The following is a 12,789-nucleotide window of genomic DNA, read 5'->3' as shown; positions in this document are numbered from 1 at the left end:
CCCATGGTCTTGAGACGCGAACCGACAGCGCGGCAATTGCGTCTGGCGGCCGAACTGCGCAGGCTCCGCGACGCTGCGGGGCTCACCGCGGTCGAGGCGGCGGCCCTGCTGGGTACAAGTCGGGTCCAGGTGAGTCACATCGAGTCCGGGATCGCCGGAGTGAGCGAGGAGCGGCTGCGTCGTCTCGCGGCTCACTATTCATGCACGGACGAGGCGTTCGTCGACGCCCTCGTTGTCATGGCGGCCGACCGGACGCGCGGCTGGTGGGAGGAGTACCGAGAGCGTCTACCCACGGCGTTCCTCGATCTCGCGGAACTGGAGCACCACTCCACCTTTCGATGCGATGTGGAGTTCCTTTTCATTCCCGGCCTGCTTCAGACGGCGGACTACGCTCGAGCCGCCTTCTCGTCAAGAATTCCCGAACTCCCTTCCGAGGAACTGGAGCTGCGCGTCGACCACCGGATGCAACGCAAGGCGATCTTCGACCGGCCCTCTCCCGCGCCGTACAAGGCCGTCGTCCACGAAGCAGCGCTGCGCATCAGGGTGGGCAATCGCGCCACCGCGCGAGCCCAACTCGGACGTGCTCTGGAACTCTCCGAAGCGGACCACGTCACCCTGCGTGTCATCCCCTTCGACCTGGACGGCTTCGGTGGCGCTTGGAGCCCCATGATGCTGGCGGGTGGAGCCGTGCCCCGGCTGGACACGGCTGTCCGCGACGCACCTCACGGCACCGGTTTCATCGATTCCGAGGCCCAACTCGGCGTCTTTCGAACGGTCTTCCGTAAGATGGAGGGTGTATCACTCGACCCGAGCCGGTCGCGTGACTTCATCCGGCGACTGGCCAAGGAACTGTGAGGCTCCGTGACCACCCCTGACCACTGGCGAAAGTCCTCGTACTCCGGCGGCGGCGACGGCAACAACTGCGTGGAGATCGCCACCCGGTCGATCCACGTAGCCGTCCGTGACAGCAAGGCCCCCGCCCGAGCCACCCTCACCTTCCCGGCCGAGGCCTTCGCCCCGTTCCTCGAAGCCCTCAAGGCGCCCCGCCGCTAGCCGTCCCTGCCGTACCGTCGGAACTCCGACGTCTCCACCGTCCAGGGCCCGAACGGCACCGAGTCGCCGAAGATGTACGGCTCCTCACGGCGGTAGCGGCCCTTGCACGGGTCGGAGTGCACCTGGATCGTGCCGGTGCGCGGGTCGACGATCATGTAGTGCGGGATGTCCACGGCCGGGTAGTCGGCCGGCTTCTCGTCGTAGTCGTTGCTCGGGCCGGACGGTGGGACGATCTCGACGGCAGCCAGGACCTGCGTCGCGTCGACAGCGAGGCCCTCTTCGTCGAGGGCGGCTTCCGGGACGACGACGGCATCGGGGCGACGCATGCGGCCGATCGCCGGGTGTTCGATCTCGGGGCCGTTCTCGCAGACGTAGGCGGGACGGGTGGCGGGGAGTTGCTCGTTGAGCTGGTTGCGGCTGCGGCGGACGGCTCCCTCACGGCGCTTGGAGGGACACACCCTGACCCGCACCGGACCGGCCGGTCCGATCTCGACGCGCCAGGTCCCTTCGAACCGTTCCGCGAAGGTCCCCAGGCCTTCGGCGATGGCGCGCATCCTCGCGCAGTCCACGTCCGGAGCGTACTGAAAGGCCTCACCCCGCCTGTCCCTGTCACACCCCACCGGTACGGTCGATCCATGCCCAACCAGTCCGATGCCACCCCCGGCGAACGGCGGCTCGCCATCCTCGAAGGCGTCCTGGAACGCATCACGTACGCCAACGAGGAGAACGGCTACACGGTCGCCCGCGTCGACACCGGCAGAGGCGCCGGTGACCTCCTCACGGTCGTCGGCGCGCTCCTCGGCGCCCAGGCCGGCGAGTCCCTGCGGATGGAGGGCCGCTGGGGGTCCCACCCGCAGTACGGCAAGCAGTTCCACGTCGAGAACTACACGACCGTCCTGCCCGCCACCATCCAGGGCATCCGGCGCTACCTCGGCTCGGGCCTGGTCAAGGGCATCGGCCCCGTCTTCGCCGACCGGATCACGCAGCACTTCGGCGTGGACACGCTCCAGATCATCGAGGAGGAGCCCAAGCGGCTCATCGAGGTCCCGGGCCTCGGCCCCAAGCGGACCAAGAAGATCGCCGACGCGTGGGAGGAGCAGAAGGCGATCAAGGAGGTCATGCTCTTCCTCCAGACCGTCGAGGTGTCCACGTCGATCGCGGTCCGGATCTACAAGAAGTACGGCGACGCGTCGATCTCCGTCGTGAAGAACCAGCCCTACCGCCTCGCCTCCGACGTCTGGGGCATCGGCTTCCTCACCGCCGACCGGATCGCCCAGTCCGTCGGCATCCCGCACGACAGCCCGGACCGCGTGAAGGCGGGCCTGCAGTACGCCCTGTCGCAGGCCACCGACCAAGGACACTGCTACCTCCCCGAGGAGAAGCTCATCGCCGACGCGGTGAAGCTGCTCCAGGTGGACACCGGGCTCGTCATCGAGTGCCTCGCCGAGCTGGCCGCCGACCCGGCGGACGGCGAGGACCCCGGCGTCGTCCGCGAGAAGGTCCCCGACCCCGAGGGCGGCGACCCCGTCACCGCCGTCTACCTCGTCCCCTTCCACCGCGCCGAGCTGGCCCTCTCCGCCCAGCTCCTGCGCCTGCTGCGCGCCGGCGAGGACCGGATGCCGGGATTCGGGGACGTGGCCTGGGACAAGGCGCTCGGATGGCTCAGGCAACGTACCGGCGCCGACCTCGCCCCCGAGCAGGAGGCCGCCGTCAAGCTGGCGCTCACCGAGAAGGTCGCCGTCCTCACCGGCGGGCCGGGCTGCGGCAAGTCGTTCACCGTCCGGTCCATCGTCGAGCTGGCCCGCGCCAAGAAGGCGAAGGTGGTGCTCGCCGCGCCCACCGGCCGGGCCGCCAAGCGCCTGGCCGAGCTGACCGGCGCCGAGGCCTCCACGGTCCACCGCCTGCTGGAGCTCAAGCCGGGCGGCGACGCGGCCTACGACCGGGACCGCCCGCTCGACGCCGACCTCGTCGTGGTCGACGAGGCGTCCATGCTCGACCTCCTGCTGGCCAACAAGCTGGTCAAGGCCGTTCCCCCGGGCGCCCACCTGCTCTTCGTCGGGGACGTGGACCAGCTGCCCAGCGTCGGTGCGGGCGAGGTGCTGCGGGACCTGCTGGCCCCCGGCAGCCCCGTACCGGCCGTGCGGCTCACCCGGGTGTTCCGCCAGGCCCAGCAGTCGGGGGTCGTGACCAACGCCCACCGGATCAACGCGGGGCAGCACCCGCTCACCGACGGCATGAAGGACTTCTTCCTCTTCGTCGAGGACGACACCGAGGAGGCGGGGCGGCTCACCGTGGACGTCGCCGCCCGCCGCATCCCCGCCAGGTTCGGCCTCGACCCGCGCCGCGACGTGCAGGTCCTCGCGCCCATGCACCGGGGTCCCGCCGGGGCCGGCGCGCTGAACGGGCTGCTCCAGCAGGCCGTCACCCCGGGGCGGCCGGACGTGCCGGAGAAGCGGTTCGGCGGTCGGGTCTTCCGGGTCGGCGACAAGGTCACCCAGATTCGCAACAATTACGAGAAGGGTGAGAACGGCGTCTTCAACGGCACCGTCGGCGTGGTCACCTCGCTCGACCCGGTGGACCAGCGCCTCACCGTGCTGACGGACGAGGACGAGGAGGTTCCGTACGACTTCGACGAACTGGACGAGCTGGCCCACGCCTACGCGGTGACCATCCACCGCTCCCAGGGCAGCGAGTATCCGGCGGTGGTGATCCCCGTGACGACCGGCGCCTGGATGATGCTCCAGCGGAACCTGCTGTACACGGCGGTCACCCGGGCCAAGAAGCTGGTCGTCCTCGTCGGCTCCCGCAAGGCGATCGGACAGGCGGTGCGCACGGTGTCGGCCGGCCGGCGCTGCACGGCGCTCGACTTCCGGCTGACGGGCTCCTGATCCACAGACCCTCCCGTGACCCGCCCGGCCCCTGTGAAAAAAATGATCGATCAAACGAGTCGTAAAGGTCACAGAGCACTTCCGGAAGGAAGGGAGAGGGGGCAGGATGAGCAAGTTGGCGGCACTGAGTGCCGCCGATAGGCCCGATGGTCGACCCCGAGTGCACTCTCCTGAGCCAAGTGGGGGATGGTAGAGACAGTCAGGGCACCTCGAAGATGAGGCACTACGTCGGTGAGGGAAGACGTGAGCGACAACTCTGTAGTACTGCGGTACGGCGACGGCGAGTACACCTACCCGGTGATCGACAGCACCGTCGGCGACAAGGGCTTCGACATCGGGAAGCTCCGCGCCCAGACCGGTCTGGTGACGCTGGACAGCGGTTACGGCAACACCGCCGCCTATAAATCCGCCATCACGTATCTGGACGGCGAGGCGGGCATCCTCCGCTACCGCGGCTACCCGATCGAGCAGCTGGCCGAGCGCTCCTCCTTCGTGGAGGTCGCCTACCTGCTGATCAACGGCGAGCTGCCCACGGTCGACGAGCTCACCGCGTTCAAGAACGAGATCACGCAGCACACCCTGCTGCACGAGGACGTCAAGAACTTCTACAAGGGCTTCCCGCGCGACGCCCACCCGATGGCCATGCTGTCGTCGGTCGTCTCGGCGCTGTCGACGTTCTACCAGGACAGCCACAACCCGTTCGACGAGCGTCAGCGCAACCTCTCCACGATCCGGCTGCTCGCCAAGCTTCCGACGATCGCGGCGTACGCGTACAAGAAGTCGATCGGCCACCCGTTCGTCTACCCGCGCAACGACCTCGGCTACGTCGAGAACTTCCTGCGCATGACGTTCTCGGTGCCGGCGCAGGAGTACGAGCTCGACCCGACGGTCGTCTCCGCCCTGGACAAGCTGCTGATCCTGCACGCGGACCACGAGCAGAACTGCTCGACCTCCACGGTCCGCCTGGTCGGCTCCTCGCAGGCCAACATGTTCGCGTCGATCTCCGCGGGCATCAACGCCCTGTGGGGCCCGCTGCACGGCGGCGCCAACCAGTCGGTGCTGGAGATGCTCGAGGGCATCCGCGACAACGGTGGCGACGTCGACACCTTCATCCGCAAGGTGAAGAACAAGGAGGACGGCGTCCGCCTGATGGGCTTCGGCCACCGGGTCTACAAGAACTTCGACCCGCGCGCCAAGATCATCAAGGCCGCCGCGCACGACGTCCTCTCCGCCCTCGGCAAGTCCGACGAGCTGCTGGACATCGCGCTGAAGCTGGAGGAGCACGCGCTCTCCGACGACTACTTCGTCTCGCGCAGCCTCTACCCGAACGTCGACTTCTACACCGGCCTGATCTACCGGGCCATGGGCTTCCCGACCGAGATGTTCACGGTCCTGTTCGCCCTCGGCCGGCTGCCGGGCTGGATCGCCCAGTGGCACGAGATGATCAAGGAGCCGGGTTCCCGCATCGGCCGCCCGCGCCAGATCTACACGGGCGTCGTGGAGCGCGACTTCGTGCCGGTCGAGGAGCGCTGAGCGTCCTCCCCGAGGCTTGTGGGCCCCGTACCCGACCCCCCCGGTCGGGTACGGGGCCCGTTCTTTTCCCGTGGTTCGGGCCCGGCCGGGAACAGCGAAAGGCGCCCCGGCGCCGGTCCCCCCACGGGCCGACGAACCAGGGCGCCTTCCCATGTCCCGGTGCGGATTCCCCCCACGGGATCCGGCCGGGCGTCTGTGAGGACAGCGCCTGAATCGCTGTACTGAGCAGGCGGGCGAACCCGCCCGCCTGTCGTGTGTCTGTCGAGTGTCTCGTGCGGTCTGCCGGGACAGCGCACGACCGGGAGGGCCGCTCAAAGCTTCCCGGTGTACGTGTCCCGGCAACGCAGCTCTGGGAATGTCCCCCAAGACGTCCCCAGATGTCAGGTGGCGCCCCCCAAGACGCTGCCTGACATCGCCAACTTAGACCTTCGAACCCCTTAGATGGTTACGTTCGCATCACTGTGATCTGCGTCTCTTGCATATGTCCGTTAGGTGCGCAAGGGCCCCGATACGTCGAACGGTACCCAAGCGTAAGGAAGATGCGCGAGCCTTGTGAAGAGCTTATGTGAGGCTCGCGCAGGACTCCAGAGGGATCCGGGCATCGAGACCTCAGCGAAACGCCCGCAGCCGGAGGCTGTTGGTGACGACGAAGACCGAGGAGAACGCCATCGCCGCCCCCGCGATCATCGGGTTCAGCAGTCCGGCGGCGGCCAGCGGCAGCGCGGCCACGTTGTAACCGAAGGCCCACACGAGATTGCCCTTGATCGTCGACAGGGTCCGCCGGGAGAGCCGGATCGCGTCCGCGGCCGCCCGCAGGTCCCCGCGCACCAGCGTCAGGTCGCCCGCCTCGATCGCCGCGTCCGTTCCCGTGCCCATCGCCAGTCCCAGATCGGCGGTGGCGAGCGCGGCCGCGTCGTTGACGCCGTCCCCGACCATCGCGACCGTACGGCCCTCGGCGCGCAGCCTCTCCACCACGGCGACCTTCTCCTCGGGCAGCACCTCGGAGATCACCTCGTCGACGCCGACGGCCCGGGCGACCGACTCGGCCACGCGCCGGTTGTCGCCGGTCAGCAGGACCGGGGTGAGCCCCAGCCGGCGCAGCTCGGCCACCGCCTCCGCGCTGGTCTCCCTGACCGTGTCCGCCACGGCGACGACCCCGCGCGCCGCGCCGTCCCAGCCGACCACGACGGCCGTACGGCCCCGCCTCTCGGCCTCGTCCCTGGCCCGGGCGACCTCGGGCGGCAGGACGTCGTAGAGGCGCCCCACGGCCACCTGGAGGCCGTCCACGCGCCCGCGTACGCCGCGACCGGGGACGTTCGTGAAGTCCTCGACCCCCGGGAGCGGGCCGAGGCGCTCCTCGGCGCCGGCCGCGACCGCGCGGGCCACGGGGTGCTCGGAGGCGTGCTCGACGGCGCCCGCCAGGCGCAGCACCCGCTCCTCGTCGTTGCCCTCGGCGGCGTACACCTCGTGCAGGGTCATGCGGCCCGTGGTGACGGTGCCGGTCTTGTCCAGTACGACCGTGTCCACCCGCCGCGTCGACTCCAGGACCTCGGGGCCCTTGATGAGGATGCCCAGCTGGGCGCCGCGGCCCGTGCCGACCATCAGGGCCGTCGGCGTGGCCAGGCCCAGCGCGCACGGGCAGGCGATGATCAGCACGGCGACGGCGGCGGTGAACGCGGCGACCGTGTCGCCGGTGGCGCCCAGCCACCCGCCGAAGGTGGCGCACGCGATCAGCAGCACGACGGGCACGAAGATCCCGGAGATCCGGTCGGCGAGCCGCTGCACCTCGGCCTTGCCGGTCTGCGCGTCCTCGACCAGCTTCGCCATCCGCGCCAGCCGCGTGTCCGCGCCCACCCGGGTCGCCTCGACCAACAGCCGGCCCGCGGCGTTGACCGTCGCGCCAGTGACGGTGTCGCCGACCGCCACGTCCACCGGCACCGACTCGCCGGTCAGCATCGAGGCGTCCACGGCCGAGGCACCCTCGACCACCGTGCCGTCGGTGGCGATCTTCTCCCCGGGCCGTACGACGAACCGGTCGCCGACCGCGAGCCGGGCCACCGGGACGCGTACCTCGCGCCCGTCCCGCAGGACCGCGACGTCCTTCGCGCCCAGCTCCATCAGCGCCCGCAGCGCGGCTCCGGCGCGGCGCTTGGAGCGGGCCTCCAGCCAGCGGCCGAGCAGCAGGAAGGCGGTGACACCGGCGGCGGCCTCCAGGTAGATCGCGGAGGCGCCGTCCGTGCGGGAGACGGTGAGGTCGAAGCCGTGCCGCATGCCCGGCATGCCCGCGTCCCCGAGGAACAGCGCCCACAGGGACCAGCCGAACGCCGCGAGCGTGCCGAGCGAGACGAGGGTGTCCATGGTGGCCGCACCGTGCCGGAGGTTCTTCCACGCGGCGCGGTGGAAGGGCAGCCCGCCCCACACGACGACGGGCGCGGCGAGGGTGAGCGAGAGCCACTGCCAGTTGTCGAACTGGAGCGCCGGGACCATGGCCAGCAGCACGACGGGCGCCGCCAGCAGGGCGCAGACCACGAGGCGCCCGCGGAGGGCGGTCAGCCCGGGGTCGTCGCCGGCGCCGCCGTCCGGGTCGCCCGCCGCGTCGGCCGGCTCCGGGGGCGGCGCGGGCTCCTCGGCGGTGTACCCGGTCCGGACGACGGTCGCGATCAGGTCGGCGACCCCGGTGGTCGCCGGGTACGTGATCCGGGCCTTCTCCGTCGCGTAGTTCACCGTGGCGGTGACGCCGTCCATGCGGTTGAGCTTCTTCTCGACGCGTGCCGCGCAGGAGGCGCAGGTCATCCCGCCGATGAGCAGTTCGACCTCGGCGAGGTCCGGCGCGGCGGCCGGGCCGCCCGGGGACGCCTCCGCGGTGGCACCGCGGGCGGTGGTTTCGGACGCGGTGGTGTCGGACGCGGTGGTGCTGGTCATGGTCCAGGCTCCTGACGGCCGGCCGGACCGCGGCCCGGCCGGAGGGGCTGTGGGTGCTGCGGGGTGCGGCGGTGCCGCTCAGGCCCTGCCGACGAGTTCGAAGCCCGCCTCGTCCACGGCGGCGCGTACCGCCTCGTCGTCGAGGGCGGCCTCGGAGACGACGGTGACCTCGCCGGTCGAGGCGACGGCCTGCACCGAGCCGACGCCCGGGATCTCGGAGATCTCGCCGGAGACGGCGCCCTCGCAGTGTCCGCAGCTCATTCCGCTCACCTTGTAGACGGTGGTGACGGAGCCCTGGGTGTCGGTCTGGGCGGTCATGTCGTTACTCCTCGTCGGGGCGTGCCGGGCGGGTACCCGTGATCCGGCGTGGACCACGTATCCCCACTGTACCCCTAGGGGGTATGGGCGTCGCTGGGCCTGCCGTGTGATGGGGGACGGGAAGCGGGAGTGCCGGTACGGGAGTGAGGGTGGCGGATGCGCGCGGTGGTGTTCGAGCGGTTCGGGGAGCCGGCCGAGGTGCGTGAGGTGCCCGACCCGGAGCCCGCCGCGCACGGCGTCGTGGTCCGCGTCGGGGCCACCGGGCTGTGCCGCAGCGACTGGCACGGATGGCAGGGCCACGACCCGGACATCGCCCTGCCGCACGTACCCGGGCACGAACTCGCCGGTGTCGTCGAGGCGGTGGGCGACCGGGTGACGGGATGGCGGCCCGGTGACCGGGTGACGGTGCCCTTCGTCTGTGCCTGCGGAAGCTGCGGTGCCTGCGCGGCGGGCGACCACCAGGTGTGCGAGCGGCAGACCCAGCCGGGCTTCACCCACTGGGGGTCCTTCGCCGAGTACGTGGCGCTCGACCACGCCGACGTCAACCTCGTCGCCGTACCCGAGGACATGTCCTTCGCGACGGCGGCCTCGCTCGGCTGCCGGTTCGCCACGGCGTTCCGGGCCGTGGTCCAGCAGGGGCGGGTCGCGGCGGGGGAGTGGGTCGCGGTGCACGGCTGCGGCGGCGTGGGCCTGTCCGCGGTGATGATCGCCGCCGCCTCGGGCGCGCGGGTCGTCGCCGTGGACGTGTCGGCCCGGGCGCTGGAGCGGGCGCGCGAGTTCGGCGCGGCCGCGTGCGTGGACGCGACCGCCGTGCCCGACCCCGCGGAGGCGGTGCGCGAGCTGACCGGCGGGGGTGCCCACCTCTCGCTGGACGCCCTCGGCTCACCGGTCACCTGCGCCGCGTCCGTGAACGGCCTGCGCCGCCGCGGCCGGCACGTGCAGATCGGCCTGCTGCCCTCGCCGACCGGCACCACACCGGTCCCGATGGGCCGCGTCATCGCCCTGGAGCTGGCCCTCCTCGGCAGCCACGGCATGGCCGCGCACACCTACCCGCCGATGATGGAGCTGGTCCGTACGGGAGTGCTGCGGCCCGAGCGGCTCGCGACGGCCACCATCCCGCTGGACGCGGCCCCCACGGCCCTCTCGGTCATGGACACGGCACCCGGGGCGGGCGTGGTGGTCGTCCTGCCGTGACGGCGGCCCCCGGGTCCTCGCGGGCGGGCCCGCGGTGGGCGCCCCACTCGGCGTCGAAGGCGGCCGTCAGCAGCTCGTCGACCCGCGCGCCGTCTTGCCGCTCCGCCGCCCGCCGGGCCCGCCCCCTCCACCGACCCGCAGGGCCGCAGGGCCGTCCTGCGGCCGTGCGGGACGGGTCCCACCGGGCAGTCCACGGGCGGCACCGCGCCCCACCGGGCGGTGGAGCGCGGAACGCCCTTCCGGCCGTGCGGGGTGCGGCGGCCGGCCTATCGCTTCCGGTTGCGGGGCCGGGATGCCACCCAGGCCCGGATCGTGTCCGCGTACCAGTAGGGCTTTCCGCTCTCCACGTGGTCGGGCGGGGGCAGCAGCCCGTGCTTGCGGTACGACCGCACGGTGTCCGGCTGTACCCGGATGTGGGCCGCGATGTCCTTGTAGGACCAGAGCCTTCGGTCGGTCACGTGCACCTCCCCGCGCGCACCGCGGCGGCGACCGGGGACGGCCGCCAGGGGGGAGCCGGGCGCTGCGCTGGCGATCACCAAGCCTGTGCGGGGAGAACGACGTCGGGTGGGGGGCGGTCAGGGGCCGTTCCCGGGTGTGACGGAAGACCCGCGTGCGCGTGACATTCGTGACGGGAGGGGCGCCTTTGTGACAGGGATGCCGCAAAGGCGTACGCCGGAGTCCGGGCGTGGCGCGTTGACTTGGGCGGTCGGCGGTGTTCCCCGCGCTCGGGCGGGCGGCCACCCGGAGCATGCCGCTCGCTCTGTCGTCCGAATGTCCGGACAAAACATTGACAGGGCGCACGCACGGGGCTAGAAACCGGGGGAGACGCAACGGCGGACGGGCGGACGGGCGGGCGGACGGGTGATGGGCGGGCACGACCGCCAGGACCGCCAGGACCGCCAGGACCGCTACGACCGGTACGACGTGCACGACGGGCACGACGGGCACGACGGGCACGAAGGGCACGAAGGGGAACGCGATGGCGCGCACGACCTGGCCGCCGGGGCCGGGATCCGCCCCCGCCGGTTCCCCCACGAAACGCCTCCGGCGCGGGAAGGCCGCTTCGCCCTGGCAGGAGCGAGGCACGAGCGCCGACTCCCCGCTCGCACCGGCCCCGCGCCGGAGGTTCCCGCGTCCCGTCGGGGTGCCGACCGCCCGCACTGCCCCAGGTGTCTACGCGGACACCCGAACCGCATACACAGTGTCGGGCGCGTCCGGAGCGCCCGGCTGCTGGGATGGACCCATGGCCGAGACCATGGCCCGATCGCCGCGGACCGCGAACCGATCGTCGCCGGTCACGGCCCGTGAGCTGGACCAACGGCACGTCTCGACCCGTCGCCGCCATCTGTGAAGGAGTTCTCGGTCATGACGAACATCGTCAACCACTGGATCGGCGGCAAGACCGTCGAAGGCGCCTCGGGCACGTACGGGCCGGTGACGAACCCGGCGACCGGCGTGGTCACCACGAAGGTGGCCTTCGCCTCGGTCGACGAGGTGGACGCCGCGGTGGCCGCGGCCAAGGACGCCTACCTGACCTGGGGCCAGTCCTCGCTGGCGCAGCGCACCTCGATCCTCTTCGCGTTCCGGGCGCTGCTGGACGCCCACCGCGACGAGATCGCCGGCCTGATCACCGCCGAGCACGGCAAGGTGCACTCCGACGCGCTCGGCGAGGTCGCGCGCGGCCTGGAGATCGTCGACCTGGCCTGCGGCATCACCGTGCAGCTCAAGGGCGAGCTGTCGACGCAGGTCGCCACCCGCGTCGACGTGGCCTCGATCCGCCAGCCGCTCGGCGTGGTCGCCGGCATCACGCCGTTCAACTTCCCGGCGATGGTGCCGATGTGGATGTTCCCCCTCGCCATCGCCTGCGGCAACACCTTCGTGCTCAAGCCGAGCGAGAAGGACCCGTCGGCCGCGATGAAGATCGCCGAGCTGCTCTCCGAGGCCGGTCTGCCGGACGGCGTCTTCAACGTCGTGCACGGCGACAAGGTGGCTGTGGACCGGTTGCTGGAGCACCCGGACGTCAAGGCGGTCTCGTTCGTCGGCTCGACGCCCATCGCCCGGTACATCCACACCACCGCCTCCGCGAACGGCAAGCGCGTCCAGGCCCTCGGCGGCGCCAAGAACCACATGCTGGTGCTGCCGGACGCCGACCTCGACGCGGCGGCGGACGCGGCCGTGTCGGCGGCCTACGGCTCGGCCGGCGAGCGCTGCATGGCGATCTCCGCGGTCGTCGCGGTCGGCGCCGTCGGCGACGAGCTGGTGCGGAAGATCCGCGAGCGCGCCGAGAAGATCAAGATCGGTCCGGGCGACGACCCGGCCTCGGAGATGGGCCCCCTCATCACCGCGGCGCACCGCGACAAGGTGGCGTCCTACGTCGAGGGCGCGGCGGCCGAGGGCTGCGAGGTCGTCCTGGACGGCACCGGACTCACGGTCGACGGGCACGAGGACGGCCACTGGATCGGCATCTCCCTGCTGGACCGGGTGCCGACCACCGCCAAGGCCTACCAGGACGAGATCTTCGGCCCCGTCCTGTGCGTGCTGCGCGCCGAGACCTACGAGGAGGGTCTGGCCCTCATCAACGCCTCGCCGTTCGGCAACGGCACCGCGATCTTCACCCGGGACGGCGGCGCGGCCCGCCGCTTCCAGCTGGAGGTCGAGGCCGGCATGGTCGGCGTGAACGTGCCGATCCCGGTCCCCGTGGGCTACCACTCCTTCGGCGGCTGGAAGGACTCGCTCTTCGGCGATCACCACATCTACGGCAACGACGGCACGCACTTCTACACCCGCGGCAAGGTCGTCACCACCCGCTGGCCGGACCCGTCCGACGCCCCGGCGGGCGTCGACCTGGGCTTCCCGCGCAACCACTGAGCCACCACCGAGC

Annotated in this window: 10 protein-coding genes and 2 pseudogenes; 8 read left to right on the top strand and 4 right to left on the bottom strand. The window is 71.5% G+C overall.

The genetic code is table 11. From position 1 onward, the window contains the following. The first annotated feature begins 3 nt into the window (after positions 1-3). Positions 4-855, top strand: coding sequence for a helix-turn-helix domain-containing protein (locus ACZ6EG_RS04350; protein WP_469601400.1), 852 nt, complete (start codon positions 4-6; stop codon positions 853-855). 6 nt (positions 856-861) lie between these two features. Then, on the top strand, positions 862-1,053 hold the full coding sequence (locus ACZ6EG_RS04345) for a DUF397 domain-containing protein (protein WP_469601397.1): 192 nt from the start codon (positions 862-864) through the stop codon (positions 1,051-1,053). Here the strand turns inward: ACZ6EG_RS04345 and ACZ6EG_RS04340 are convergent. Continuing rightward, complete coding sequence (locus tag ACZ6EG_RS04340; RefSeq protein ID WP_469601394.1) at positions 1,050-1,622, bottom strand: Uma2 family endonuclease; 573 nt, start codon at positions 1,620-1,622, stop codon at positions 1,050-1,052. The genes ACZ6EG_RS04345 and ACZ6EG_RS04340 overlap by 4 nt on opposite strands. Before the next feature lie 66 nt (positions 1,623-1,688). Between ACZ6EG_RS04340 and recD2 the strand changes: the two genes are divergently transcribed. Both recD2 and ACZ6EG_RS04330 read left to right on the top strand, forming a co-directional pair. After that, positions 1,689-3,941, top strand: a complete 2,253-nt coding sequence (gene recD2, locus ACZ6EG_RS04335) for an SF1B family DNA helicase RecD2 (protein WP_391968067.1) — start codon at positions 1,689-1,691, stop codon at positions 3,939-3,941. A gap of 243 nt (positions 3,942-4,184) precedes the next feature. Continuing rightward, positions 4,185-5,474 (top strand): citrate synthase, encoded by a 1,290-nt coding sequence (locus tag ACZ6EG_RS04330; protein WP_053131172.1) that lies wholly within the window; start codon positions 4,185-4,187, stop codon positions 5,472-5,474. Positions 5,475-6,083: 609 nt separating this feature from the next. Here the strand turns inward: ACZ6EG_RS04330 and ACZ6EG_RS04325 are convergent. Continuing rightward, a complete protein-coding gene (locus tag ACZ6EG_RS04325) occupies positions 6,084-8,396 on the bottom strand; it encodes a heavy metal translocating P-type ATPase (RefSeq protein ID WP_469601389.1) in 2,313 nt (770 codons plus the stop codon). A gap of 78 nt (positions 8,397-8,474) precedes the next feature. Next, positions 8,475-8,714 (bottom strand): heavy-metal-associated domain-containing protein, encoded by a 240-nt coding sequence (locus ACZ6EG_RS04320; protein ID WP_356603573.1) that lies wholly within the window; start codon positions 8,712-8,714, stop codon positions 8,475-8,477. A gap of 156 nt (positions 8,715-8,870) precedes the next feature. Between ACZ6EG_RS04320 and ACZ6EG_RS04315 the strand changes: the two genes are divergently transcribed. Further along, positions 8,871-9,908 carry a zinc-dependent alcohol dehydrogenase family protein gene (locus ACZ6EG_RS04315; RefSeq protein ID WP_391968065.1) on the top strand — a complete coding sequence of 346 codons (1,038 nt, stop codon included), beginning with the start codon at positions 8,871-8,873 and terminating at the stop codon, positions 9,906-9,908. A 266-nt stretch (positions 9,909-10,174) separates the two neighbouring features. Here ACZ6EG_RS04315 and ACZ6EG_RS04310 read toward each other — a convergent pair whose 3' ends face one another. Beyond that, positions 10,175-10,366, bottom strand: a complete 192-nt coding sequence (locus ACZ6EG_RS04310) for a helix-turn-helix transcriptional regulator (RefSeq protein WP_366768979.1) — start codon at positions 10,364-10,366, stop codon at positions 10,175-10,177. A 517-nt stretch (positions 10,367-10,883) separates the two neighbouring features. Between ACZ6EG_RS04310 and ACZ6EG_RS04305 the strand changes: the two are divergent. The 3 genes and pseudogenes from ACZ6EG_RS04305 to mmsA all read left to right on the top strand — a co-directional run. Further along, positions 10,884-11,057, top strand: a pseudogene (locus tag ACZ6EG_RS04305) (5-deoxy-glucuronate isomerase); the annotation flags it as partial. A 4-nt stretch (positions 11,058-11,061) separates the two neighbouring features. After that, positions 11,062-11,259 (top strand): annotated as a pseudogene (locus tag ACZ6EG_RS04300) (hypothetical protein); the annotation flags it as partial. Between the two features lie 14 nt (positions 11,260-11,273). Continuing rightward, positions 11,274-12,776, top strand: a complete 1,503-nt coding sequence (gene mmsA, locus ACZ6EG_RS04295) for a CoA-acylating methylmalonate-semialdehyde dehydrogenase (RefSeq protein ID WP_391968064.1) — start codon at positions 11,274-11,276, stop codon at positions 12,774-12,776. The last annotated feature ends 13 nt before the right edge of the window (positions 12,777-12,789 follow it).

The sequence above is a fragment of the Streptomyces sp. NPDC041968 genome, assembly GCF_055589025.1.
This window is presented reverse-complemented; position numbering and strand designations above follow the sequence as displayed.

Coding starts and splice junctions, on each gene's coding strand:
- mmsA (WP_391968064.1), top strand. CDS start 11,274: ATGACGAACATCGTCAACCACTGGATCGGCGGCAAGACCGTCGAAGGC.
- ACZ6EG_RS04315 (WP_391968065.1), top strand. CDS start 8,871: ATGCGCGCGGTGGTGTTCGAGCGGTTCGGGGAGCCGGCCGAGGTGCGT.
- ACZ6EG_RS04320 (WP_356603573.1), bottom strand. CDS start 8,714: ATGACCGCCCAGACCGACACCCAGGGCTCCGTCACCACCGTCTACAAG.
- ACZ6EG_RS04350 (WP_469601400.1), top strand. CDS start 4: ATGGTCTTGAGACGCGAACCGACAGCGCGGCAATTGCGTCTGGCGGCC.
- recD2 (WP_391968067.1), top strand. CDS start 1,689: ATGCCCAACCAGTCCGATGCCACCCCCGGCGAACGGCGGCTCGCCATC.
- ACZ6EG_RS04325 (WP_469601389.1), bottom strand. CDS start 8,396: ATGACCAGCACCACCGCGTCCGACACCACCGCGTCCGAAACCACCGCC.